Annotated in this window: 27 protein-coding genes and 4 pseudogenes; 18 read left to right on the forward strand and 13 right to left on the reverse strand. The window is 43.6% G+C overall.

The annotated features are described in order from the left end of the window. Positions 1–74 precede the first annotated feature (74 nt). The 3 genes from CHRO_RS04180 to CHRO_RS04190 all read right to left on the reverse strand — a co-directional run bounded on the left by CHRO_RS04180 (position 75) and on the right by CHRO_RS04190 (position 1,610). Positions 75–476 (reverse strand): nucleotidyltransferase domain-containing protein, encoded by a 402-nt coding sequence (locus CHRO_RS04180; protein ID WP_219336079.1) that lies wholly within the window; start codon positions 474–476, stop codon positions 75–77. 101 nt (positions 477–577) lie between these two features. Continuing rightward, positions 578–763, reverse strand: a complete 186-nt coding sequence (locus CHRO_RS04185; protein WP_015152936.1) for a hypothetical protein — start codon at positions 761–763, stop codon at positions 578–580. A 607-nt stretch (positions 764–1,370) separates the two neighbouring features. Next, complete coding sequence (locus CHRO_RS04190) at positions 1,371–1,610, reverse strand: hypothetical protein (RefSeq protein ID WP_015152937.1); 240 nt, start codon at positions 1,608–1,610, stop codon at positions 1,371–1,373. 508 nt (positions 1,611–2,118) lie between these two features. Between CHRO_RS04190 and CHRO_RS04195 the strand changes: the two genes are divergently transcribed. The 3 genes from CHRO_RS04195 to CHRO_RS04200 are packed head-to-tail and all read left to right on the forward strand — an operon-like array spanning position 2,119 to position 3,662. Continuing rightward, a complete protein-coding gene (locus CHRO_RS04195; RefSeq protein ID WP_041462348.1) occupies positions 2,119–2,985 on the forward strand; it encodes a hypothetical protein in 867 nt (288 codons plus the stop codon). 27 nt (positions 2,986–3,012) lie between these two features. Further along, positions 3,013–3,270, forward strand: a complete 258-nt coding sequence (locus CHRO_RS31590) for a hypothetical protein (RefSeq protein ID WP_146139777.1) — start codon at positions 3,013–3,015, stop codon at positions 3,268–3,270. Beyond that, complete coding sequence (locus CHRO_RS04200; RefSeq protein WP_015152938.1) at positions 3,225–3,662, forward strand: Rrf2 family transcriptional regulator; 438 nt, start codon at positions 3,225–3,227, stop codon at positions 3,660–3,662. The genes CHRO_RS31590 and CHRO_RS04200 overlap by 46 nt, the downstream gene beginning before the upstream one ends. Positions 3,663–3,712: 50 nt before the next feature. Here the strand turns inward: CHRO_RS04200 and CHRO_RS04205 are convergent, their stop codons facing one another. From CHRO_RS04205 to CHRO_RS04215, 3 genes and pseudogenes are all read right to left on the reverse strand, one after another. Continuing rightward, complete coding sequence (locus CHRO_RS04205) at positions 3,713–4,042, reverse strand: hypothetical protein (RefSeq protein ID WP_015152939.1); 330 nt, start codon at positions 4,040–4,042, stop codon at positions 3,713–3,715. 164 nt (positions 4,043–4,206) lie between these two features. Then, positions 4,207–4,389: pseudogene (locus tag CHRO_RS30230) on the reverse strand (aminotransferase); the annotation flags it as partial. A gap of 247 nt (positions 4,390–4,636) precedes the next feature. Continuing rightward, the gene (locus CHRO_RS04215) at positions 4,637–5,182 is read right to left on the reverse strand and encodes an MgtC/SapB family protein (RefSeq protein WP_015152941.1); all 546 of its coding nucleotides are present in this window, start codon (positions 5,180–5,182) and stop codon (positions 4,637–4,639) included. Between the two features lie 1,050 nt (positions 5,183–6,232). Between CHRO_RS04215 and CHRO_RS04220 the strand changes: the two genes are divergently transcribed. From CHRO_RS04220 to CHRO_RS04235, 5 genes and pseudogenes are all read left to right on the forward strand, one after another. Then, positions 6,233–6,787 carry a DUF2808 domain-containing protein gene (locus tag CHRO_RS04220; RefSeq protein ID WP_015152942.1) on the forward strand — a complete coding sequence of 185 codons (555 nt, stop codon included), beginning with the start codon at positions 6,233–6,235 and terminating at the stop codon, positions 6,785–6,787. Positions 6,788–7,257: 470 nt separating this feature from the next. After that, positions 7,258–7,917: pseudogene (locus CHRO_RS34695) on the forward strand (glutathione S-transferase family protein); the annotation flags it as partial. 15 nt (positions 7,918–7,932) lie between these two features. Then, positions 7,933–8,355: pseudogene (locus CHRO_RS34700) on the forward strand (protein tyrosine phosphatase family protein); the annotation flags it as partial. Positions 8,356–8,569: 214 nt separating this feature from the next. Further along, complete coding sequence (locus tag CHRO_RS04230; protein WP_015152944.1) at positions 8,570–9,916, forward strand: cytochrome P450; 1,347 nt, start codon at positions 8,570–8,572, stop codon at positions 9,914–9,916. Between the two features lie 7 nt (positions 9,917–9,923). Next, a complete protein-coding gene (locus CHRO_RS04235; RefSeq protein WP_015152945.1) occupies positions 9,924–10,508 on the forward strand; it encodes a TetR/AcrR family transcriptional regulator in 585 nt (194 codons plus the stop codon). 100 nt (positions 10,509–10,608) lie between these two features. Here CHRO_RS04235 and CHRO_RS04240 read toward each other — a convergent pair whose 3' ends face one another. Further along, entirely contained in the window at positions 10,609–11,433 is an 825-nt protein-coding gene (locus CHRO_RS04240) for an NADPH-dependent oxidoreductase (RefSeq protein WP_041462807.1), read from the reverse strand. A 279-nt stretch (positions 11,434–11,712) separates the two neighbouring features. Between CHRO_RS04240 and CHRO_RS04245 the strand changes: the two genes are divergently transcribed. From CHRO_RS04245 to CHRO_RS04255, 3 genes are all read left to right on the forward strand, one after another. After that, on the forward strand, positions 11,713–12,549 hold the full coding sequence (locus tag CHRO_RS04245; RefSeq protein ID WP_015152947.1) for an ABC transporter ATP-binding protein: 837 nt from the start codon (positions 11,713–11,715) through the stop codon (positions 12,547–12,549). Continuing rightward, the gene (locus tag CHRO_RS04250; protein ID WP_015152948.1) at positions 12,506–13,357 is read left to right on the forward strand and encodes an ABC transporter permease; all 852 of its coding nucleotides are present in this window, start codon (positions 12,506–12,508) and stop codon (positions 13,355–13,357) included. Before CHRO_RS04245 ends, CHRO_RS04250 begins: the two co-directional genes overlap by 44 nt. Positions 13,358–13,458: 101 nt before the next feature. After that, entirely contained in the window at positions 13,459–13,953 is a 495-nt protein-coding gene (locus CHRO_RS04255; protein WP_015152949.1) for a MarR family winged helix-turn-helix transcriptional regulator, read from the forward strand. Between the two features lie 57 nt (positions 13,954–14,010). Here CHRO_RS04255 and CHRO_RS04260 read toward each other — a convergent pair whose 3' ends face one another. From CHRO_RS04260 to CHRO_RS04270, 3 genes are all read right to left on the reverse strand, one after another. Further along, entirely contained in the window at positions 14,011–14,439 is a 429-nt protein-coding gene (locus tag CHRO_RS04260) for a type II toxin-antitoxin system VapC family toxin (protein WP_015152950.1), read from the reverse strand. Further along, positions 14,436–14,651, reverse strand: coding sequence for a hypothetical protein (locus CHRO_RS04265; RefSeq protein ID WP_015152951.1), 216 nt, complete (start codon positions 14,649–14,651; stop codon positions 14,436–14,438). Before CHRO_RS04265 ends, CHRO_RS04260 begins: the two co-directional genes overlap by 4 nt. Positions 14,652–14,907: 256 nt before the next feature. Further along, positions 14,908–15,123, reverse strand: coding sequence for a hypothetical protein (locus tag CHRO_RS04270; protein WP_015152952.1), 216 nt, complete (start codon positions 15,121–15,123; stop codon positions 14,908–14,910). Positions 15,124–15,582: 459 nt separating this feature from the next. Here CHRO_RS04270 and CHRO_RS04275 point away from each other — a divergent pair, with 459 nt between their 5' ends. After that, entirely contained in the window at positions 15,583–16,845 is a 1,263-nt protein-coding gene (locus tag CHRO_RS04275) for an ISLre2 family transposase (protein WP_015152953.1), read from the forward strand. Positions 16,846–16,867: 22 nt separating this feature from the next. Here the strand turns inward: CHRO_RS04275 and CHRO_RS04280 are convergent, their stop codons facing one another. Continuing rightward, complete coding sequence (locus CHRO_RS04280) at positions 16,868–18,250, reverse strand: IS4 family transposase (protein WP_015152954.1); 1,383 nt, start codon at positions 18,248–18,250, stop codon at positions 16,868–16,870. 567 nt (positions 18,251–18,817) lie between these two features. On the opposite strand from CHRO_RS04280, the gene CHRO_RS04285 reads away from it, so the two are divergent. The 3 genes and pseudogenes from CHRO_RS04285 (at position 18,818) to CHRO_RS34705 (ending at position 21,849) form a co-directional block, all read left to right on the forward strand. After that, positions 18,818–19,210: a carboxymuconolactone decarboxylase family protein gene (locus CHRO_RS04285; protein WP_015152955.1), complete on the forward strand. Its 393-nt coding sequence runs from the start codon at positions 18,818–18,820 to the stop codon at positions 19,208–19,210. Positions 19,211–19,509: 299 nt separating this feature from the next. Then, entirely contained in the window at positions 19,510–21,195 is a 1,686-nt protein-coding gene (locus CHRO_RS04290) for an AIPR family protein (RefSeq protein ID WP_015152956.1), read from the forward strand. A 444-nt stretch (positions 21,196–21,639) separates the two neighbouring features. Beyond that, positions 21,640–21,849: pseudogene (locus CHRO_RS34705) on the forward strand (hypothetical protein). Between the two features lie 23 nt (positions 21,850–21,872). Here CHRO_RS34705 and CHRO_RS04300 read toward each other — a convergent pair. Continuing rightward, a complete protein-coding gene (locus CHRO_RS04300) occupies positions 21,873–22,775 on the reverse strand; it encodes a HEAT repeat domain-containing protein (RefSeq protein ID WP_015152957.1) in 903 nt (300 codons plus the stop codon). A gap of 115 nt (positions 22,776–22,890) precedes the next feature. Between CHRO_RS04300 and CHRO_RS31100 the strand changes: the two genes are divergently transcribed. The 3 genes from CHRO_RS31100 to CHRO_RS31110 are packed head-to-tail and all read left to right on the forward strand — an operon-like array spanning position 22,891 to position 23,726. Further along, entirely contained in the window at positions 22,891–23,142 is a 252-nt protein-coding gene (locus tag CHRO_RS31100; RefSeq protein ID WP_084739136.1) for a transposase family protein, read from the forward strand. Then, on the forward strand, positions 23,111–23,446 hold the full coding sequence (locus CHRO_RS31105) for a hypothetical protein (RefSeq protein WP_051033159.1): 336 nt from the start codon (positions 23,111–23,113) through the stop codon (positions 23,444–23,446). The genes CHRO_RS31100 and CHRO_RS31105 overlap by 32 nt, the downstream gene beginning before the upstream one ends. A 13-nt stretch (positions 23,447–23,459) precedes the next feature. Next, positions 23,460–23,726 (forward strand): hypothetical protein, encoded by a 267-nt coding sequence (locus CHRO_RS31110; protein ID WP_051033162.1) that lies wholly within the window; start codon positions 23,460–23,462, stop codon positions 23,724–23,726. Positions 23,727–24,221: 495 nt separating this feature from the next. Here the strand turns inward: CHRO_RS31110 and CHRO_RS04315 are convergent, their stop codons facing one another. After that, positions 24,222–24,950: a GDSL-type esterase/lipase family protein gene (locus tag CHRO_RS04315; protein WP_015152958.1), complete on the reverse strand. Its 729-nt coding sequence runs from the start codon at positions 24,948–24,950 to the stop codon at positions 24,222–24,224. Positions 24,951–25,072: the final 122 nt, after the last annotated feature.

The following is a 25,072-nucleotide window of genomic DNA, read 5'->3' on the forward strand; positions in this document are numbered from 1 at the left end:
GTTGTAAATATCTACAGCGATTCGGAAGGCTTTCTTAAGTTCGCCTGGGCTGGGATTAAAGAGCAACGGCTAAGTCACGTTGCGCTTTTTTCAACCAAAACTTCACCAGGACTGTTTTTGCCTTTTGCATATAAGAGCTTTCCCTGTTCTACTATTTTTCTTTGCAGTGAGGCAGGAACCGTTTTGAAGGTATCGATGACAGAGCGTGTTGTTACCATCACATCAACATCAATCGTCAAGTCATTTAAAGCGTTTAATGCTCGAACTCCCCACTCAATGCGGTCAAAACCAGGAATGCCATCAGGAACAATGACACATAGATCGATATCGCTGTGTTTGTGAGGGGTTCCCCAAGCATGAGAGCCAAATAGGATAATTTCTTCCGGATCGAGTTCTGCCACTATACGGCGCGTGATTTGGGTCATAACCTCATGGGCGATCGCTTTCATGATGAAATGTTTGAATGCGGCTGTCACGATTTTAAAGCAAATCGCCTTGGGGTATTATTTTAGGTATCTCAGCCGCATTTAGCTAGCAATTCACTCCACGAAAAAAATACTGTGAGAGTAGCTCGATCTCAATTAAGTTCGGGAAGTTGCACTTCAGCATGAGTCTTTTTCACGACTAGTTTTGGACTAACAAAGATAGTGACTTGCAAGCAAGGCTCAGATGGATACTGCTGGCTTTGATGGGATGCTACAGCCGAGTTGTTAGTTGGTACAAAGCTGGCTTCTCCCATTATCGTAATTTCGATGTCAAGCATAAATTTTTATGGTTTGCTAGTTGGGATGTCAAATTTCATAGTCTATCCTTTGGATATAATTTTGTGACTGAAATACATTTACAATTGACGAACAAAAAGATGAGAGGTTTTCGCCCAGACTACTAAAATAACATGGCATCGTTCAGAAGTATTCACAATAAGTTTTGGTAGCGATCGCTCACTCTATAATAGTATTGTTGGGTACTTTTGAAAAAATTTTAGCTTGCAATCGCTCAAAATCGAATTTCGCCGCTTCCAGAAACTAATTCTTTCTGCTTGGCTAGTTTTTGTCAATTTTCAACTTTTAGAATTGCAGGTGCTAGAGTAGTTAAATTGTCTCAGCTTCAGTTATTCATTGCAAATTTTTCTTCATAAATTGATAATAATGCCATCAGTAATTATCGGAATAACCCTCAAACCTGTCTACTTAATTTCTCCAAAGTTTTAGGAAGTTGTAATGGAAATAAGAACTTAAATTCCAGCACGATTGTTCTGGAAAAATTTTAGTTCGCTTGCTGCTACAGTTGGGATTTGCGATCTATCCTCAAGCAGCAGGCATTTTTCAGCTCGTGCCGGAGAATGCCTGCTAATATTCGTATCAGTCTTGTTATTCGGTGCAGGCAGCTAAAACTAATTCTCTATGCGAGGAGCGTAGCTTTTCTGCCGCTATATACTTGCGAGCTATCTTCTTTCCTTCTTCATAGCTACCCGCTTTTTCTCGCAAACAGCGGTTCTCTACCCACACTTGATACCATCCCCATTTGGAATCGTAAACAGTTGAAATTTTTGGTGACTCAGCCATAGGTGGCGTTTGACAAGCGTTGAGAAAACTGTTGTAGCCATCCAAATACCCTGTAGATCAATTTTTTTACAGGGATTAAAGTTTATGTCTGCTACAAATTACAAGGCGAGAGTGTAAATTTATTCCACAACCTTGCTCGCTCTTGTTTATGCCATTGAATTTAAATTGCGGAAATTTCTGCCTCATCTTAGGCAAAACATCCAGTCAAGAGTATTAGCTGATGAATAGAGTGCTAACACAAATCCATTGTCTTTTCCCAGCAGCAGCTCCCTCTCTAAATCGTGGAACTGAAGAGCTGAATATGCAGTTAACACCAGAATCTTTCATTGCTGTGTCCGATTTATTTATATTCATTAGAAGCAATAGCTATGAGTATTATTCGCTGCCAGAAAAAGCGCCATCCCTACGTTCAAATCGATAAACATCATTGTTCGACACTCGCTTAAGTTGGAAAGCAAGGGGGATTTTAGCGTACCTTTTGACCAAGCCCAACAACTAGGAGATTATCGTCGCCAATTTAATTAATGCTTCTGAACCCGATGGGCGCGAGTCGTTGCGATCGGGACTGAAGGAATTAGAAGCTCTTGGCTATATTATCCGCGCTCGACGGCAGGATGAACGGGGGCGGTTTACTGGTTGGGAAATCTTGGTATTTGAAACTCTTGAAGATGCAGCAGATTATGTTAGTCGTCAACAAATGGAAAACTCGAATGGGAATCGAACTACAACTCCATCCTCCCAAGTCCAGCAGTCTCGAAAACGGGAAAACCGTCAATCGGCTTTGCCATCGTCGGACAATTTACAACAAATAATTAATCAAAAACAACTAATTCACGATCTAACTAATACTCCCCTGACCCCTCAAGGAGAACCAGGGGAGAGTGAAATGGAAGTTAGCATGAGTGTAAAAGTAACTCAAGATACGCATGGTTTTTCTGGGCAGGAATCACTTAGCGATCGACAAACGTGTGAGGATTTTGAACGGCTAGAAAGGACTCAACTTCTGCAAGAACTTTCCAATCTCACACGCAAATCTTTCGAGAGTTTACGGCTGAATACTCGTTTAGCCAATGCTCTCAACCGCTATCCAATTCACGTTAAAGATGCACTGGAATATTTCCAACAAGCGCTTGCTACTTGGAAAAACAAACCAGGCTTGGGATTGTTTATTTCTGCCGTCAAGTCTGGACAAAAACCATGCCCTACCAAACCAGGTAGAGGATGGCGGGAATGGGTTGATGAAGCGATTCGTCGCGGTTGGATGTTGTATTCCCAAGCTTGGAATGGAGATATTTTGATTCATTTTGTCAATGGAGTGCAGCAGTTGTGGAGCCAATTACACTCTCTATCGTGGTCGGAGGTAGAACAGTTGGCTTTTGGCAAGCACCTAGAACCGATAGCTGCTGCCCAAAGAAGTTAATCTCACCCAGGATTAAAGGAAGCAATCGTGAGTGCAAGTCAATTTCATCGGCGCTCTACACAAAGCGCACTAACTCCTTCGATCGCATCTGGGAAATTCAAAGCAGGCGATCGCGTTCGCATCAAATCAACTCATCCTTTGTTTCCTAATTGGAGCTGCGCGATCGCTGCACTTCCATCTCCTGGTGTCATCTCGTCGCTTAAAGTGAAAACATTGTACTTTCCGGCTAGTTTTTCCTCATGGAACTTTCGAGCAAATCTGAATATGCGCTGCTGGCTCTGCTAGAGTTGGCGAATGCCTATCAGAGCGCTCAGTTACTCCAAATTCGACAGATAGCAGCCAGACGAGATATCCCAGAGCGTTATCTCGATCAACTGCTGGCAATCTTGCGGCGAGGCGGACTAATCAAGGGTATACGTGGAGCCAAAGGTGGTTACATCTTGGCACGAGAACCAAGCCAGATTACGTTGCTAGATGCTTTGCGCTGTATTGAGGGATTAGACATCGTGCCATCGGTAGAGAAGACCACTTCCGAAGAGGCGGAAAGAGGCGCAATTGAGGAAATTTGGTACAATGCTGAGCAGGCGGCTAACGCAGTTTGGCAAAACTATACGCTCCAAGACTTATGCGATCGCGTCGCTGCCCGCAGGCAGTTAGATTATATGTACTACATCTAGTCCTCCCAAGCAAACGAGCCTGGACGCGGAGCCGCATGAGTTTCTGTGACTTACGATAGCGAATTGCCGACCTCACTCAGTAGTTGAGCTAATTGCTGCAATTTACTAGAAATATCTGGATCGGCGCTTTCGGCGGCGCTTGTAGTTTGGGAACTGAGCTGCACCAGAACTTGACCGATATCGGCACCAGTGGCGCTACCGCTCGTTAAAAGTTGTTTGAGTGCAGACAGATTGCTAGCAACTTCGCTGTTGCCCAAATTCTGCACCTGCTGTTGGAAGCTATCAATTAAATTTAGTGCTGTCAGTGGTGGCGCGAATGTCACACCCTCTTGAAGAACGGCGATCGCCGAGTCTAGTTCGGCTGTTGGTGAACTTGTCACGATTGATTCCTAGATGGTTTGGTTAGTTAAAGTTAAGACTCTTTTTGGCGGAAATCTTTGAAAGCAAGCTAGCAGGCAATGCCAAATTATCTCAAGTTGCTTTGGCTGACTCTTTGGATCGATCGCAATTTCAGCAAGCGATCGCCCCAGGTAATGGCATATTAATTGAGATCGGTCTCAATTGCTTCACAAGCAGCTCTTTTCAACTGAGGCGGGCAAGGAAAATCGGGAAATCCCTGCGCCAGATTCACCGCACTGTATTGTAATGCCACTCTGGTCATTTCCCGACTCACCGACTCCGTAAATCGATCTGCTTTGAGTGAATTCCGTTTCTGTGCCTGAGTCATACGATTTTGGATTTTGGATTTTAGAGTTTAGATTTCAGTCTTTCCTGCTCCACTGTCTTCACGAACAGCTCAGGTGACTTATAGCTTATCGCCCCGATTCCTTCATTAATACAACATAAAATACGGTATATCGATAGTAATACTGTATCTATGTCACGATAAAGTATGCCATAGATCTCTCACATGACACAAAAATCTTAAATTTGAGTGTTGGAAGCGTCAATAATAAATAGATGAGCGATCGCTTCTAGTCTTGCGACTCCTGCTCCAAATCGGATATCTCAGCTATTGACTCTCGATCTGTTAGTTGTCGATCCTGACCGAGACGACCTGAAACTGACTGCCGCACGCGCTTGACTCCGCTAAGTGTTACCAAAGTTAGCAAGGCTCCGATTACCCCCATTTGCCAAAAACCGCAGCCAATCGCTGCTCCCAGTGCTGCGGCAATCCAAACAGAGGCAGCTGTTGTTAATCCACGTACTTTCGGAGTTTCAGAACGCTTGGACGATTGTTGCAAAATCAGCCCAGCGCCCAGAAAGCCAACTCCAGTTGTGACTCCCTGAATTGTCCGACTCAGGGCATTAGTCGCGGCATAGGGGCTGTCTCCCTCAGCCTGCAACGGAATCATCACAAATAGGGCAGCTCCCATACTGACGAGCATGAAAGTCCTCATCCCAGCTGGTCTACCTTTGCGCTCGCGGTTAATTCCAATTAGGCAACCTACCAGTAACGCTAGTGATAGCCTAAATGCAATGTGCAACCAATCATTGGAGTGAAGGAACATCATGCTCATTACCGATACCCCCGCTTGAAATTAGGAAGAAGTTTTGCTTGTCAATCCAACGAATCCTGTAGGTGAAGGGCTGGAGAATTGAATAAGTTTGTAATTTGGTAGGTTTACCGTTTATTAAGTTTAAGTTAACAGAAGGTTAATATCAAGTAATATTTTTGGACTATTAGAACTATTAGTGATGGATGAAACCTTTGCATCAGTCTATGTTGTCAAGCATCGAAGAAACGCGATCGCGCCATTCGCAGTTTCAAACAGCTTTTGACGATCGCTTTCCTGCAATTACAGTGGTGCATACTACCTCATAAGGGCTGACATCTTGTTGTCATTTTTGCTTGATAAGCTAATGACGTTCGCCAATCTTCATGCATTCTAGCGATCGTTCAAAGTTCGATTTTTGTTGAACGCGATCGAGACTGACAAGGGTAAGCAAGAGATGTGGCTTCGTCTCAAAATGATGCTTTAACTTTTTTAGAAATAAAATCCATTTCAATCTACGTTAAATTCATCGGTTTAGTTCAAATAGTATTGATTAAAAAAGTTCGTTTAATCTACGTTAAAATCATCAATTTACTATAAATAAACCTGCTAATAATAAAGGATATAAACTCCAAAAATGCTATCGAATTAGTGTAGAAAAAGGCTAGTCTACTTTACCTTTAAACTAGGTAGCAGGTACATCAAATTTAGAAATAGCAAAGGTTAAGTTTAAAATTTAAGTAGATGCGATCGCTCAAAAACTTGAATTAATCTACGCTAAAAACATCCGTTTACTTCAGAAATATCGAGCTAGTCAAACTAGGAAAATTTGCTAGAATACAAAGCGTATCATCGCGTTTTTTTAGAGTAGGTATGAAACATCTTATGTCTTGAGATAGAAGCTAAAAACCGAAAAAGTGACAAATAAAAAGCTTATTTGTGGACTTAAATTAAGTTCTTATTGTTGAAAAACAAGAAATGGCTATATAGCTAACATATATTTGCCATAAAATTGCTATTTTCTGTTGAAAACTCGATCGAAAGAAATATAGAAGTTGCTAACTCTCAAATCACATGAAAAACGTTCGTACTTTTTACAAAACTCTGTTAGCGATCGGTGCGGGATTGTGTTCGATACCTCTACTTACAACCCAAGCACTAACTCAACCCGAAGCCACAGTTACCTCAATTCAGCCTCCGCGTCTGATTGCTGCTAGGACAACCTACAACGAAGTCCAAGTTCGGCAAGCAACGTACTATTTCACTCTAGAAGTACCTGCTACTGCTAAGGAACTCCAACAAGTCACCTTGACCCAGACGCAGGGTTCTGAAAATATTAGCTTTGATGAGAACAGTAGCCGTACTTTTGAAGGAACATCCAAACGCGAAGGACAACCGTTAGAATCCAAAGTGACGAGCGATCGCCAAAACAGGACTGTAACAGTAACGTTCGCTCAACCAGTACCAGCAGGTAAGACAGTCACAATCGGATTGAAACCAGAACGAAATCCTACTTACGATGGGATTTACTTATTCCAGGTAAGAACCTTCCCAGCCGCAGGACAGAGGAACGGTCAATATGTCGGTACTGGTCGTCTACAGTTCTATCAGAACATTAGTTCGGAGTAGTCAGTTCGTAATGCAGAGTTCTACTGATAGAGGCGATCGCTAACAAATTCAAATAAATGCGGTACACCAAGTCTTGCAGGGCGTACTTATTTTTTGCTCTTCTCAACGAAAGCATCATATAAAAGAGTTAAACGATCGAGTGCTTAATGGACTAAGTTATCGTTGTTTCGGATTGCCTCGCCAGACTTGCTTATCTAAGTTATCTATGTCATACTTATGACTAATTTCATTAACTACGGTTAAACTACCAGTTTACTGTATTTTTAGATTTAAATTGAAGATGTAATTGTTACTTGACCGCTCGCAGCAAGAGCGCGCTTTTGTTTTGGCTAAGCTAGAATCAGTCTGAGAGTAGCGATCGCATTCAATTTACGTTCAGTAAATGCCAAGATTTTGAGTAATTTATTTTTACTTGCTTAACCTGGTTTTTAAAATTAAAAACTCTCGCTCGAACAAGGAAGGTCTGACAGATGGCGGAAATCACAATTTACAGTGCCACAGTTTGTCCTTACGCTCATCGCTCGCGCCTAGTTTTACTAGAGAAAGGAATTGACTTCGAGCTGATTGAAATCGATCTACAAAATAAGCCAGCGGGATTTACAGAGATCTCACCCTACGGCAAAGTTCCGGTAATCAAGCATGGGGATGTGCGGGTTTGGGAATCGGCAATTATTAATGAATATCTCGATGAAGTATTTCCAGAACCGTCACTGTTGCCAAAAGAGCCTGTAAATAGAGCGCAAGCCAGAATTTGGATTGATTTTGCTAATACTCGGTTTATCTGGGCTTATTCCAATCTTCTACGTTCTCCAGATCCGCAACAACAAAAGGCAGCGGCACAGGAGTTATACAGTCAGCTAGAATTTATTGAAAAAGAGGGTTTAGAAAAACTATCTGGAGAAGGATCGTATTGGTTTGGTAATTCTATTAGTTTAGTCGATCTCACCTTCTATCCTTGGTTTGAAAGATGGTCGGCGCTCGAACATTATCGCGGTTTTGGGCTACCACCTGAATTCACGCGGTTGCAGCAATGGCGGAAAGCAGTAAGTCAACGCGAATCTGTGAAGGCGATCGCCAATCCAACAGAATACTATATTCAGCGATATGCTAGATTTGCCGCACCCATAGCTAAAAAAGTGAGCGACGAGCTGAGCGTAGCTGGAAAACTCACTCTAGAGCAGTTGCAACAAGCAGCGCAACAAGGTTTTAAGTCGGTGTTGAATTTACGCTCTCCTGATGAACCAGGTTTCCTCAGCGACGAACAACAGCAAGCACAAGCAGCAGGATTAGATTACGCTAACATTCCCCTACAATCTTCAGAACCGGATCTAATATCAACAAAAGAAGCAATTCGAGCCACTGAAAATTTACCAAAGCCAATTTTAATCCACTGCGCTGCTGGGGCAAGGGCAGGTGGAATCGCTTTAATTGCCACTGCGATTCAACAAGGCTTAACTTACGAGCAAATTCAGGAAAAAGCTCAACAAGTCGATCTCGATTTAAATCAACCCCACTTGCAGCAATTTCTGCTGGAAAACTACACTGCCAAGCAGGAAACAGAAAGTTAGTTTGCCAACCATAGAGGTGTTTCTATTGCGATTCACGTCTTTGAATTAGCGATTGCAGTGAAGTTATTTACTAATACTGACATTTTTATGTTCTTACGCTCTGTTGGTGAAAGGGAGTAAGAGCGAAAGAACCCAAGTAGCAGCTTACAGGACACCTTGGAGCTATAATGAATAATAAAATATTTCATTCATTATTCATTCAAAGTCCAGGATTATGGCTTTAGCAACAACCCCGCCTGGTCCGTCTAGCTACATTGCCTTCTCAAAAGCCTATCGAGATGACCCTCTCAGAGCGTTTGGTCAAGCCTGGAAAACTTATGGTGACTCGATTCGATTCAAAGCACTTCCAGGGGTGGACGTGTATTTTGTGGTGCATCCTGATGCCGCAGCGCACGTTCTGACCAGCCACGGGCAGGCATATCGAAAGGCTCCTAGCGTTCATCAACCGTTGAGTTTGCTGTTGGGAAATGGCATCTTGATTAGCGAGGGAGAAAGCTGGCTAAGGCAACGACGGCTCATGAATCCTGCTTTCCATCGGCAAAGTATTGTAAAATTGGCATCGGTTATGACTCGCTTTGCCCAAGAGCGGGTTCGACGGTGGGAAGGCTATCCCACTGGTAGTGCGATCGATGTTGCAGAAGAAATGCAGCAATTGACGCTGGAAATTGTTGGAGAAGCGTTGTTTAGCACGGGGTTAGAAGCGCAGCTCGATTCGTTTTCCACAGCGTTTCGTCGCGCCGCAGAATTTATTAACGATCGCATCAACGCTCCGTTCAAAATGCCGATGTGGGTTCCAACAAAGCCGCATCGACAGTTTATTGAAAACCGCGATCGCTTGCAGCAAATTGCTATGCATCTGATTGGGCTACGGCGACATCAACAGAACGTGCCGCTCGATCTGCTGTCGATGTTAATGGCTGCCCAAGATGCAGATACAGGAGCGCAAATGAGCGACTCAGAACTTTTAGATGAAGTCATGACCCTATTAATTGCAGGTCATGAAACCGTTAGCGTCACGCTTTCATGGGCATTCCATCTCCTGGGAAGTCACCCTGAAGTGTTGCATCAATTGCAAGACGAACTGGAAACTGTCCTCAAGGGAAATCCGCCTGGTGCAGAGGATTACATGCACCTTCCCTACACTCGAATGGTCATTGAGGAAACGCTGCGTTTGTATCCTCCAGTTTGGGGGCTTTCCCGCGAAACGATAAGAGCAGATGAAATCCAAGGCTATTCCATTCCTCCAAAATCGTTTGTCATCGTCGGCACTTATTTCACCCATCGTCATCCTGAGTTTTGGACTGCACCAGAGCAATTCAACCCCGAACGGTTTACAGAAGCTGAAGCCTCAAAACGGCACAAGTTCGCCTACTATCCTTTTGGCGGAGGACCTCGAATTTGTATTGGCAATCAGTTTGCGCTCATGGAAGCAACGTTAATCCTTGCAACTTTAGTTCAACGGTTTCACCTAGAGCCAGCTTCGGGTCAGCCCGTAGAAATCGATCCAACCTTCACTTTGCGCCCTAAAAATGGGCTTTCCATGAGGCTAGTGCGACGATAGCCCGAATATGCAGAAACTCGATCCCCAAAAGAAACAGTCTATTATTACCGCAGCCAAAAACCTTTTCCATCGTTACGGGATTCAAAAGACGACAATGCAGGAAATTGCGCGAGACGCAGGGCTATCGGTGGGCACGTTGTACCTTTACTTCAAAAATAAAGATGAAATCCTGCTCGCTTGCACCCAAGTGTTTCGGGAAGAACACGACCGCGCTGCACGTCTCATTTTGCAGTCCGATCGCGCGGCTGACGAGAAATTGCGGCACTACATTCTCGACCGATTTCGCGCGGCTAGAGCGACTCGTGAGGGAAGCGATCGCGCGGCTGAAATTGCTAGGGCAGTGATTCGCTTAGATCCCGATCGGATCGAAGAGGAAGCTAGCTTAACGATGCGGACGATCCGGCAGATTCTTCAGGAAGGCTGTGAAACAGGACTATTTCATCATGTCAATTTGGTAGCAGATGTTGAGGTGTTTGCCTATTCCATTGCTTACTTTTTTCCCATTGCTGGAAAAGAACCCGATCCGCCGCCTGAAGAAGAAAAGCTCCTGGCGATTGTCAATTGGTTTATTGCTCAATGGCAGCGTCTTTAGATATTTAGCCAACTTTTTGATAACGTTCCTAATAAATCCCATCCATTGCCAGCGCAGGCGCTAACCACCAATCGCTAAAACATCTGTCTCTAGGAGCGAGTTAACGCAGTTCAAAACCCAGTTGATGAAGGACTTCCTGTAGCCGAGCGCGATGGCGTAAGGATTCAGCCGTAGCAATGCGCTCGACAGAATGTTGCGACCAGTTGCCTGCTACATCCATGCCCTGACTGGCATAAAAATCTGTCATGATGTCGTTGTAATCGGCGATCGCCCGCTCTTGTGTTTCCAAGCTATACTGCTCTTTGTGCAACACGGCGGATTGCGGCAAACGTGGCTTGATAGCAGTCGGTTGAGCTGGATCGGGATAGCCTACGCATAAGCCAAATACGGCAAAAACAGATTTTGGTAAACCTAGTTGAGTTGCAACTGCTTCGGGATGATTCCGCATCGCACCAATATAGACTGTACCCAGCCCCAACGATTCGGCAGCGATCGCGGCATTCTGTGCTGCTAGACTTGCATCTACCACCGCCATCAAGAACATCTCCAAGTAATTCAGTCCCTCATGGGATTGTTCCTGTTGTGTGGCTATGTGAGTCAAACGTGCCAAATCTGCCAACCAAACTAGAAACAGGGGACACTGACGGATGTGTGCTTGTCCCCCTGCAAGTTGAGAGAGCCGCTCTTTACGTTCTCGATCTTCTACGGCGACGACACTCCAAGTTTGTAAATTGGACGAGGTGGAAGCAGACTGCGCGGCTGCTACTAAAAGTTCCAATGTGCCTGCGGGCAGTGATTTAGAGAGGTAACTACGGACTGAGCGATGGGACAATAGCACGGCTAAACTATCATTCCAAGTTTTGAATTGGAACTCAAACGCAGCGCCATATCGTTCTTGTAATAACTGCGCTTGTGGAGCTGGAATAGCAGTAGGCGATCGCCCATCTAAGTCTGACTGACTGACACCCACACTGATTACCTCGGATCTAGTTAGTCATACGATACCAAACAAAATCCGTGTCCAGTAATTAATGCTGTTTCTCGATTAACTTACCGTATTTTAATTTGTAGTTTGACATAGTTGCCGCCAAAACTCAAGTCTACTCGTTAATAAAATTCATAGCTACTCTTATTGTTAGATAATCTAACTATGTGGTTAGAATAAGATCGTTTAGATCGTCTAACTAATGGAGGCGCTGGACTGATGGGATGGACAGGAGGTATTGGGCGATCGCAAGAGCAGTCAGAACCGATCTTGGCAACAAGCGCCCTGACTCGTCGATTTGGTAGCTTCACGGCTGTTGACGAGCTAACAATTTCTGTTGCTCCTGGTGAAGTATTCGGTTTGCTCGGACCCAACGGAGCGGGCAAGAGTACGGCAATTAAAATGCTGACGACGCTGCTACCTCCGAGTTCTGGCAAGGCAGCGATCGCGGGATTTGACGTGCGGCAACAGGCGGCGGCTGTGCGACGGGCGATCGGCTACGTGCCTCAAGCCTTATCTGCCGATGCCGATCTGACGGGATATGAAAATTTGCTGATTTTTGCCAAGCTCTACGATATTCCCGCAAAGCAGCGCCAGCAGCGAATTCGCGATGTTATAGAATTCATGGGTTTACAGTCTGTGGCGCACCGAATCGTGCGTCAATACTCTGGAGGTACGATCCGCCGCTTGGAAGTTGCCCAATCTATTCTGCATAAACCCCAAGTGTTGTTTCTAGACGAGCCGACTGTAGGACTCGACCCGATCGCTCGTAGTTCTGTCTGGGAGCTGGTGCAACAACTGCGGCACGAAAGCGGGACGACGATTGTACTGACAACGCACTTTTTAGAAGAAGCAGATCGGTTGTGCGATCGCGTGGCAATTCTGCATGGCGGCAAGGTAATTACAGTTGGTACGCCTGCTCAACTCAAAGCCTCTTTGGGTGAAAACGCCACGCTAGATGACGTATTTATCCACTACACGGGCGATCGCCTCACTTCAGGAGCTAACTATCGTGAAACCTCAAAAATTCGCCGCACAGCTAAACGGTTGGGCTGATGGCACTGTATCCCGACAACCTTGGATGGAGGCGATCGCCGAGTTAATTCGCAAAACTCTGGTCATTACCGAACTAGAAGTACGAAAACTGCGCCACGATCCTAGCGATATATTTCTGCGAGCCGCTCAACCTGTCCTCTGGTTGCTGATCTTCGGGCAAGTCTTCACTCGCATTCGCGGCATTCCGACCGGAGAATTGCGCTATTTGGATTTTCTGGCGGCGGGAATTTTGGCGCAAAGCGTTCTGTTCGTTGCCATTTTTAACGGCGGCATGGCAATCATCTGGGAGCGAGATCTGGGCATCGTACATAAGTTTTTAGTTAGTCCCACGCCCCGCGCTGCAATGGTATTGGGCAAAGCTTTAGCAACTGGGGTACGTAGCTTGTCTCAGGCAGTGTTTGTCTATATTTTGTCGTTCTTGTTGGGAGTGCAACTAAATTTAAATCCACTAGCGATCGCGGCTGCGATTCTGGTTATCTTATTGGGATCTGCTTGTTTTTCGATCTTTTCTTTAATTGTTGGTTGCTTGGTGAAATCTCGCGAACGCTTTGGCGGATTGGGACAACTAATGTCGATGCCGCTATTTTTTGCCAGTAATGCGATTTATCCGATTTCCCTGATGCCACCTTGGTTGCAGGTGCTTTCCCATTTCAATCCACTCACGTATCAAGTGGATGCGTTGCGTGGCGTAATGTTGGCAAATAGCACTACCGCTTATGGGTTTGGTTGGGATTGCGCGATTTTGCTATTTGTGGTGACAGTGCTAACTGTTATTTGTGCGCGGCTGTATCCACAACTGGGAATGTAAATGCGATCGCGATCGCCTTCTTACTGTCGCTGGCATGAAAATAGAGATGGGTGCGTTATTACAGCTACAGTATAGTAACGGCTCTATACGTAGCCACACTCATGTCTGGAACAGTAGTAAATCAGATGCGATCGCCCAAATCAACTCGAAAAAAATCTCAACAGTGTGCAGCGAGAGTCATGGAAGCTGTTCCCTTGGTCATGCGTTTTATTCGGGCAGATATGCGTGCAATTAATGCTACTGATATGTCCGTTCCCCAATTCCGCACTTTAGCGTTTCTCGATCGCAATCCTGGGGCATCCTTATCCGAACTTGCCGAGCATTTAGGTGTCACCCGTGCGACTGCTTCTGCTAATACCGAACGACTGGTACAGCAGAATTTCGTCCATCGCTGCGACCATCCCCAAGAGCGGCGACGAGTGGAATTAAAGCTAACTCAAGCGGGCAAAGAGCATCTCCACAAAGCGCGGGAACAAACGCGGGCTTACATTGCCGATTTACTCGACTCATTGAGCGAGGAGCAAATTAGCCAAATTGATACGGGTTTGGCTCTGCTCAAGCAGGTGTTTGAAGATTCTGGCGCTGTCACAAAGTAAGTAGAAAAATGCAATTATTGCTACACCGCAATCGATACGACTATTTATTCTGGTGCTTCAAACTGTCCAATCTTCGATTGATAACCCTGCTACCTTGCCAAAATCTCGATAATTACGGGTTAACAAAATCAACCGACGGAATAGGGCAATGGCTGCGATCCGTGCATCCATTTTTGCTATTTGAATCCGCTGCGACTGTAATCGCTCGAATGCCATAGCTGCACCTGTATCGAATGAGACAAGAGGTAAAACTTTGAAGTCGCTGACCAGCCGCGCCATCATTGCATACCCCTTCACTACATCATTCAGATTACGAGCGCGATTAATATAAGCATGGCTGCCAAGTATCTGTTCGTGAAACGTCACAGTCGATACAGCAAAATCTGATAATGGGTGGCGAGCCATGTGTGTCGAAAGGTTGATATAATCCTGCCCTGCTTGTCGCTGAAGAATGCTTAAATGGTCTGTATCCAATAAGTATTTCATGCCTCGTCTTGCACTTCGAGGATAGATTCATCGCCTTGACGAATGGCTCGACCATAAGCAAGCACCTCGTCAAAGGCAGGTTCATCCTTAAAAGACCCTGTTATTTGTTGCAGCCAATTTGTCGGTTGAGGAGCTGCAACTTGCTTTTGCAAATCAGCGATCGCGGCTTCTACTGCTGCAAGCCGTTCCTCTAGAGAAGGGTTGGTTGCCATTTGAGTTTTCTCCAATTATCCGTTTCTGTCTGAAGAATAGCGAGTCAAAGGAATGCTTGACAACCTTCCAGAATTTTATGAATCCTGGTAAGCTAGAAACCCTACTGACTAAATTCTAATTGTTACAATGGGATCTTTTTAAGTCGCGATCGCAGCTAACCTCTAGACTGCGATCTCGTATAACTTTTAGCCTGGTGTTTGCGATTTCGGTTTGACTTCAAACTCCAACTTGGAACGGTAAAAGCAAACGTCGAATTCAAGAAAAAAATTGGTTTGACTGCTTGAGTGCTTCTACTAGAACTGCACCAGCCCCAAAACTATCGTATGGAGTTGGCAAGTCATAAGTTTTGAAAGGTTCTAACGGCGAGATCTCCTCAGCTACATCCAAATCTTCTGCTAAAATCCGAATCAGTTGAAGTTTTTCTGCTGCGGAAAGCCGCCATGCAGCAAGAAGTACCTCAGCTAACGTCATAAATTGCTCCTCTAGAATTCAAAATCATACCTACAGATTACGCGATCGCCACCCTAGAGCATCCTTGTCCGAGCTTGCCCCAGCTAGCAAGGTTGGCGAGTGATGAGCGCATGAACTCATCATTGCGTTTATCCACTTTTCTATGTCTAACTCAGAGCAAAAGTGAGCGGCGGCAAAAACTTAGCATCACAACCAAGATTTCTTGTCCGTCCGCTCCAGCGCATTGTTAGACTAACTTGATTATTGATTAGGGGCGCAACGCAAAAAAGTGGGATTGGGTAGGGTAGCGTGAAAAGCACAAAAAAAAGTAGGATGCCTGGGCAAGATGTTTGGGCAAGGCCCAAGCAGCCAGGAGTTCCTACCATGAATTGCAATAACACTATACCTGCAACACTAGATTTAGCGAAATGCCTTGAAAGCTTTGAGAAGACAATTGCCGCTGAACTGTGACTCGATAGTGTGTCACGGTGGGATGGGCGAACTCTTCGTGACCGAGAACAGAAAATTAGACAAGCGGCGCTTGAGCTAGCGGGACAATGTATCGCCTTGCTGTTACACAATCTCTCAGAGTCACCCGAAGCAATGAAGACGGCGAAAAAACAAACACAGGGATGGCGACACCCGAAAAGTCAGGGGAATGGGCGAGTTGAGCGGCAAGTACTATGTTTAGGTAACGTTGTGGTATCTCTGCGGTTACCATATGTGGTAGAACGGTCAAATCAACTACACTCCAAATGCCGAAAAACAAGAGGGCAGGGGTTTTGTCCGCTGTTGAGATGGTTGTGTATGGAAGAAGGTATTACTCCTTTAATCTGGTCTACTGTGGCGCAGACGGGGACAGTAAGTGGATCGTTGGCAATCGCCCGCGACTCGCTTCAAAATTGGGGCATTAGCATCAGCATGAGGCGAGTTGAGCGTTTAACCTACCATTTCAATCAACAGGGCTTAAGCCAGCGTCGCTCAAGGATATTCCATTTGCAACAAGGCACATTACCGATTACGCCGCTGTTGAAAGACCATCGAGTGGTGATTTCCGTTGATGGGGGACGCACTCGCATTCGTAATGCCAAAACGGGTAAACGTCGTCACAATTCCCATCGACATGGCTATAAAGCTGAGTGGAGCGAACCAAAATTATTGACGATTTATGTAGTAGATTCCTTGGGTAAACGGGTCAATACCGCTGAAATTTCTGTGACTAACGATGGGACTTATGGCAAGCTTCAACCCTTTCTGGAACTATTAGAAATGCATTTGGTACGACTAGGAATAAATTTGGCATCTCAAGTAGTATTAATTGCAGATGGGGCTGAATGGATCTGGAAACATATCCCACCACTACTGCAACGTCTCGGTTGTCCACAAGAATCAACACACGGTCTACTCGACTTCTACCACGCCACAGAACATTTACACATGTTTGCTGATGCTGCTTTTACCCAGCCAAGAGAACAACGAGTCTGGTTTAAGCCAGCTCGTTCTACACTCAAACGCGGACAATCAGCTGATTTACTTGCTCAAATGCAGGCTTTGAGTCAAAAGAGCTGTGGCGAGCGCGGATCGACTACGATATCCGAGATTCAGTATTTCACTAAATTTCATCAACAAGGGCGGTTGAGCTATTCTCAAGTGGCAGCGATGAAGATGCCTATTGGCAGCGGCGCAATTGAAAGTTTAATCCGCCAAGTGGTTAACCAAAGGCTCAAAGGTGAATGGCACTAAGTTAAGCTGAAACACTCATGGCTCAAGCAGTTTGCAATTGTCTGCGTAACTCATGTCTGGGATTTTTCATCAAGGGATAAGCTTTGGGACGACGCTTTCTCACTCTGGGTTCAGCCCGACCAGGGCGAGTGGGAACTGATTTGTGAACAATAACCTTGAGTAAAGTTTGATAGATGTGATGGCGTTTTACCCCAGAGATAGCTAACATTTGTGGGATAAAATGATTCAAGTGTTGACGAGTTCCTTGTAATGATAAGCGTACTGGTGGTACACCGTAAGTTGTACTAGCTTGCCACATTAAAGTACGTAGCAGATTGTAAGCAAGTAAATAGACATAAAGCTCTTTGCGGATCATTGGAGGAGTTTTACAGCGTAGAACGTCCATGCCTAAAGTAGACTTGAGATGTTTTAAATTTACTTCAACATCCCATCTCAAGCCATAAAGCCGCACAAGTTCCAAAGTAGGATAAATTTTTGCATCCAATAAAGTTGTGATTAAACTAATTTGTTGAGTCCGAAAACCAGGGATAATAATGTAGTAATAAATCTCTCGGACAACCAGAGTTGAAGGAAGAGCAGCGAATGCATTCTCACTTAATCCTTGTGGGCATTTTCGGGGTTTGTACCAAATCACCAACTTATCGCTTTCTCCAGTAATTCTTCCTCTTTGCATGGATGTTTTTCGGGACTGATGCTTCCGAAAAACTACATCACATTCAAGATTTTTAATCGAAACCAAATCGGCATAAGCACAAAAAGCCCTATCCCCTAAAAGTACATCTAAGGGATTGAGAAATTGGTACAACTGCCTAGCTAATTGGAGATCGTGAGTGTGTAAAACATTGATAGCTATTGCTAGAGCAGCACCTGTAACTAGACTAAACATCACACCAATTTTAGCAATGGGGAACCCACATCCAGGCTTTTGACTTTTTGATTGAGGATAAGCTTTTTGGTTCTCTACAGTGTCAGGCATTGAGACGGTGGAACCGTCTATTACTTTCACATGACGACCACACCACAAATATTCTGTTGTCACTTTCTCTGATAAATCTTGTGCCACTTTCCCGAACAGTTTCTGCAATAATTCTTCCGGTAATCTCGAACGTGCTTGACAGTAAGCACTTGTATCAGTTGAAGGAAGTTCTACTTTTTCATTGACCAAATAAGCAATTATTCTGCTCACAGCGTTATGGCAACTTTTATCAACATCCAAAACTTGAGAGAGAAATGCCCACAAAGTTACAAATGGGTCGAATAATCGACGACGATATTTAATTTGTAGCTCCTCAATGATTCTCTGGATTTCCGACTCTGGTAACAGTTCTTGGAATGGTAGTCCCAAGCTTTGCGTGAATTTATCCTTGAGAATTTTCACTCGATTTGGCACAGTAGTAATAGTCATATTCGCTTCCAATCGTCCATTTCTTTTTTACCGGAGTTGGAAGCTTTTTCTACATTCAGAATAATTTTTTAGCAGATACCTGCATCACCGTTGCGTCAACAATCAAGCTGCTTGTCCAATGCTGCTCTTAATTTCTTAACCCCCACGAGCAAGCCATTTTGCCCAAGTCTCTATCCTTCAAGGATTTCGCCTTATCTTAGTGCCATTCGGCTCAAAGGTAATGGCAAATTCTGGTTACAGGGAAATGCAGAAGCGATATTGCACGCACGTTGCCAATGGGCTGCAAGAACTTGGTCAACTTTTTGCGACTCCATTTTAACAGCTAGGCTTTATCCAGCTTAATCCCACTTTTTCGCGTTGCACCCCTTGATTAGCATATACTAGCCATACAAATCATTCAGACTATATTTGCATTCCTTTAATTATAATACGGTAACTTAATCGATTAATAGTATTATGCATAAAGCAAGCAATCGCAGAAATTGAAAGGGATCGAGCATCTGCTCGTTTGCGCTACTAGATACTACTATTGCAATTACAAAAAGAGAAACTCATTTCCATCGACATATGACTCAGTTGATTGAATACGAAGATAGTAGCGATGAAGTACGTGCTGTATACGATGACATCCGTGCTACTCGTAAAACTGATGAGATTAATAACTTTTGGAAAGCATTAGCAAACCATCCACCAACTTTACAACGCACTTGGCAGACAGTAAGGGAGGTAATGACTATTCCTGGGGAAATCGATCCACTGATGCGTGAATTAATTTATATAGCTGTAAGCGTAACTAATGGTTGCGAATACTGCATCGCATCTCATACTTCGGCAGCATATGCTAAGGGAATGAGCGATAATATGTTTGGTGAATTAATGGCAATTGTCGCTACTGCAAATACGACCAATCGCCTTGCTAATGGCTATCAAATTCCAGTGGATGAGCAATTTAAGACTTGAAATGAAGGGCGATCGCTTTTAAAGATAGAACGGATGTTGTAGAAGCGATCGCGCTTGGATTTACCTTTTTAGAGGCGATAGGCTGAAACTTTTAACCTTTGCTTTTGTTGAAGATTGCTGTGCAGATTTTTTCTTTACATAGTAAAGATATGTTAAAAATTTCAGCTTATAAATCTTGCTAGAAGTTAATATTTGAAAAACTTTTTCCTTCTAGTTGCCTGTAAAGCAGGAAACATTAGATATAAAATATTTAAAATATACTTGCTAACTTACAGCTTCCAAGCATCTATAGAGTTTTCATGAGTATTATTCATGTTCGTCAGATTGAAGCAAAGCTAAGATCGCTGTTCGCTAATTCAATTGACCTCAGTGATTATGTATGTAAACCACAAATTGAGCAAGATTCTGCTTTCTTAACTCGTGCGCTTGCTGCATTCGCAATTTCAGTTGCTACTGACATAACCCCAGAACAAGCTGCATTGTGCATAACTGATGGTTTTCATGATAACGGGATTGACGCGGTTTATTTTGATAATCGTGAAAAGGTTCTTTTTGTTGTTCAATCTAAGTGGCGGCATGATGGTACAGGTAGTATTGAACGTGGAGATGCTCTAAAATTTATTACTGGTATCAAAGATCTTATTAATGCAGAATTTAATCGCTTTAACGACAAAATTAAAAATCGCTCAGTCGAAATCCTAGATGCATTATCGCTTGCAAATACCCGAATCGTTCTTTTAGTTGCTTATACTGGTCAAGCAACATTGAGTCAGGATATTTCGCGTGATTTCAATGATTTTCTGAAAGATATGAACGATCCTTCAGAAGTTGTGGAATTAAGAGTTTTTAGGCAAGGTAACTTACATGGGATTGTTGCTAGTGGCACTTTAGGCGCACCAATTAATTTTGATGTAGTGCTCAAGGACTGGGGACAGATGAGAGATCCTTTTTCAGCGTATTACGGTCTTGTATCGGCAACTGAAGTTGCTGATTGGTGGAATAGATATTATCCAAAACTTTTTATGCCGAATATACGTTCGTTTTTGGGTGAAACGGAGATTAACCAAAGTATTGTTGAAACCTTATTATCAGAACCAGAAAAGTTCTGGTACTTTAACAATGGCATAACAGCACTATGTAGTAAGATTCGGAAGAAACCACTAGGAGGTAATACTCATGAGACAGGCGTGTTTGAATGTCTTGATGTAAGCATTGTAAACGGAGCGCAAACCGTAGGAGCTATTGCGACCGCAAACGCAAAATCAGCTGACCAAGTTGCAAAAGCATCTGTGTTAATTCGATTCATTTCACTTGAAAGTTGTCCAGAAGATTTTGCTATACGTGTTACGCGGACAACAAATACTCAGAACCGTATTGATAGTCGTGATTTTGTCTCCCTCGATACCGAAAATCAAGAGCGTATACGAACTGAGTTGCAACTGGAAGGGATCGAATATATTTACAAGGCTGGCTACACCGTTCATGATAGCAGAAGTGGTTTTGATTTTTCAGAAGCAATCGTGGCTGTTGCGTGTGCTCATTCTGAGCTTGCTTATGCAGTACAGGCAAAAGGTAAAGTTAGCTTACTCTATGAGGATGTCTCTAAAGCACCATATAAGGCTCTGTTCAATCCAAGTCTTTCTAGTATTAAGCTGTGGAAACTTGTACAGATTCATCGTGCGATAGAGGATCAACTGAAAGCTGAACGGAAAAATCGGCAGGGACGAGAAACGATGATACCTGTTCATGGCAATAGGTTCTTAGCTCGGCAAGTATTTCGGTATCTTCCTTTTGACAATCTCGACGATCCCAGAAAAGATATACAAAATCTTCTAAGCAAGGTTTCAGAGTTCACTATTCGCATAATTGATCTTACTGCAAATGCAATAAGTGAAAAGTATCCAGAGTCATACCTAGCTAATTTGTTTAGAAATATAAAAAAGTGCCAAGATATTGAGAATTCAATTGATTCACAATGGCAATAATATATATGCATCACCACTAGTGATTTTTGCTATTAATTTTAAGAGAAATGAATTCAGACCTGTTTATATAACTTTATTATGGACAAAAATCTTTATTATTTCATACTTGATTGTACAAGTATTAAGTAGCAATATAAAATCTGAATTCAAGCTATTCATCAGCTTGTCTAAACTAATCTCCTCAATGCCTTGTTGAGCTTGTATACTCACTTCCCGCTCGCAATTATCTCATGCTTATCGAAAGAGACCAAGACCATTGAAATGATTCAAATCACCAAGAGCGATCGCTGCTTCTTTGGATGCTTTACAATCGCAACGAATTCTGCTTATGGGTGGTAAAGGGGATGTTATCTAACTATAAGTAAAGCATTTTGTAAGCTATTTGCTTAAGGCTCAAGTAGAATTAGAGAACAATCTATAGTAGTAACTTTTTTCCTTAAGATTATGACTGAGCTACTCCGACAAGTTATTTCAGAGATCGAAAAACTTCCTGCCGAGCAGCAAGATGCGATCGCGTCCCGTCTGATGGCTGAATTGAAGGATGAACAAGCATGGTCAGCTTGATTTGAAGCAACGACTGACGAACAGTGGGATCGGTTGGCTCATATGGTACGGCAAGAGATAGCAAATGGCGAAACGGTTTCACTGGTCTAACAATGCAATTGTACAATTTGAATTTATCTAACCAATCGGTTAGATAAAGTAATTTTCTCAATGGCTCGTTGAGCTTGTATGGTCACTTCCCGATCGCAATCGTCTAATGCTTGTTGCAGGGCGCTTATGGCATCAGAATTACCCAAATTACCAAGGGCGATCGCCGCTTCTTTTCTCACATCTGAATATTCATCCGCTAATGTTTGAATCAAAGTAGATAACAACCTAGTATCAGGGATTTTCTGCAATACCTGTATGGCAGATTTTCGCACTTGCCAGTGTTCGTCTCTAAGTGCTTTTTCGACAGCAAAAATTATTGATGGTTTAGCATGAATAAAGATCGATTTTGCGGCATTGCGACGCACTTGCCAATCTGGATCGGTAGTGAGTGCTTGCGTCAATAATGCGATCGCTTCTTCATCAGCCAAGTGACCCAACGTTAAAGCTGTCGCACGTCTTACACTGCCATCAGAATCTTGCATCAGCTTTAGGACTGGCGGACAACGTTGAACTTGGTTTAGATAAGATAAAGTCGTTACCGCCGCCTCTCGCAGTTCGGGATTTTCTGACTTGAAGAATTTGACGATCGCAGGTAAACATTGAGCATCATGGATTTTGCGTAAAAGAATCAGGATGTTGGATTGGAGATGGAAGTTTTCTTGTTGTAGGGAATCTAGTAAAAGTTGTAGATGTTCGGAAGCAACTAACTCGCCTAACGCCGATCGTGCTTCGCTACGAATTTCTGCGTCAGGTGAAGCAAGACATGGTATTAAAGCGGGAACTACAATAGGATTGGCAATTTCCCACAGTGCCTCGATCGCAATTTTTTGCACGGCAGTACTTTCGTCTTGCAAAGCAGTTATCAAAGCATCGATCGCATCTTCTTCTCCCAAGTGTTGCAGAGTTTTGACAGCAACTAATACCAATTTACTCTTTGACTACGACAAAAGAGATCCCCCAACCCCCCTTATCAAGCAGGGCTGATCTATTGAGGGAAGAAAATAAATAATGGAGGAGTAGTTTAATTGCATACTCGGTCTGATGAGTTTGATTGAGCATCTGCAAAGAGTACGGGATTTTCGTACACAACCGCGTTATCCGTTGTGGGTAGTGTTAGTGTTGGTGATTATGGGCACGATGAGCGGTTGCAATGGATATCGTCCGCTAGCAGACTTCGTGTCACGCCACCAATCACTGTTGTTAGAGTTGTTGAAATTGCCGAACCAACGACTACCAAGCAAGCTCGACGATTCGGCGAGTCATGGTGCGGGTGGATTTTGTGTCTCTAACTGAGGCGTTCAATGCCTGGGCACAAGAGACATTTACACTAATGCCCTTAGAGCAAATTGCCATCGATGGCAAGAGCATCAAAGCCAGCCTGAGCGATTACGACTCTGCTTATCAAGATTTTGTCAGTGTAGTATCTGCTTTGAGTGTGGCTCAAGGTGTGGTGGTAGGCTTAGAATCAATGAGAAATCATCAAAAGGGTGAAATCAAAACAGTGGAGATGTTGTTGGACAAGCTACAACTCAAGGGTGTGTGCTTCAGTTTAGATGCACTACACACCCAAAAAAACAGTCGGGCAAATCATCAGTAGTGAAAATGACTATGTGATTGCCGTCAAAGCTAACCAACCAAATTTACTGGCGTATTTGAGGACTCAATTTGAGCCAATTCCCCCCTTGAGTGTAAATCTCCACATCGAACAATGCCGCGACCGATACACCCAAAGGAAGGTGAGCGTTTTGGACACAATTGCTGGGATCGAACCGCAATGGCTGGGAATACAACGGATGATTCGAGTCGAACGTACTGGCACAAGGGCAAATCAGCCGTTTAGTGAAACAATGTTCGATCGTCAGTTCTCTGGCAATTGATGCGACAGGATTTGCACGACTGATTCGTTCTCACTGGCAGATTGAAAATCGCCTCCACTGGATTAAAGATGTAGTACTTCACGAAGATTGCTCTCCCTGATGTGATGGTCATGCCCCTGTCAATTTTGCCATTGTGCGAACCATTGCACTCAATCTCTTCCGCTTCAATGGTTTTGACTCAATTACCCAAGGGATGCGTCATTTAGCTCACGATCTGAGTCGTCTATTTTCCTTTTTTCAATAGATCAGCCCTGCCCTTATCAAGGGGGGCTAGGGGGGATCTTCTGTAGCATAGTTTTAGTGAAATGGTATTAGTTTTCTCTTAATGAGCTAGTAGGAAGATGAACAAGGGAATCCGTGCAGATGAAACACTGGTTACGTGCAGCCCAAGCTGAGTATGCCAAATTGGAGAAACCTTTAACTGATGCAGAAGTAGGTAGTTGGACTCGCTCTGAAGTTTAGGTGAAGGTAGCATATTTACAATTAGTTTATCTGTTACATATATTTTTCTATAACATGCTTCCAAATCAAGTAAGCCTGACCGTTTAAATGCACTCCATCTAGCGTGTAACATTCTTTTAGTTGATGCTGTTCGTCCGAGAGATAAGAATATAAATCGATATAGGTGAGTGAATATTCTGTTGCTAGTTTTTGGAGAGCAGAATTTAATTGTAAGATCTCGCGATCGCTGACATGCAAACCAGATTTAGCCCGATTGATTGGCAAAACACTTTGAATGAAGATTTCAGTCTGAGGACTGCGATCGCATATCTCAACGATTATCTTTTGATAATCCACCAAAATTTCTACTGCCGATTGCTGGTAATGAATAAAATTGTTAATTCCAATCATTATGAAAATTTTGGCTGGCTGAGAACTCACAATGTCCTCAAGACGATTTAACACTCCCATAGTAGTATCGCCAGAGATGCCGCGATTTTTAACATGAGGATTTTCTAACAACTCAGACCATTCGCATTCATCAGTAATACTATCTCCCAAAAATACGATGTCTGAATTGGATATTGGTGCAAGTTGAAACTGGCTAACTCTTTGCAAGTAATAGACCGGATTGGCAACTTGAAGACGAAGGCGATCGCGGTTTCGAGCAGACCTTGAAAGTTTCGTTCGTAAATAAGAAACGCCTCCTTTTTTAGCGACAAATAATATTGCTAACGTTAAAGCCAGAGCATTTAAGCTAAGAGAAATAAATAAAGCGTTCATGGGTAGTTGGTAGTTGGTAGTTAGTGAGAGGGTTGTAGCTTTCTCACCACGCCTGAGCGCACCACGCCTGAGCGCACCACGCGCTTAAAACTCTATAAGTAGTAGGATGACACGCAGACAAG

Origin of the sequence: Chroococcidiopsis thermalis PCC 7203 (assembly GCF_000317125.1) — a bacterium.
GTDB lineage: Bacteria > Cyanobacteriota > Cyanobacteriia > Cyanobacteriales > Chroococcidiopsidaceae > Chroococcidiopsis > Chroococcidiopsis thermalis.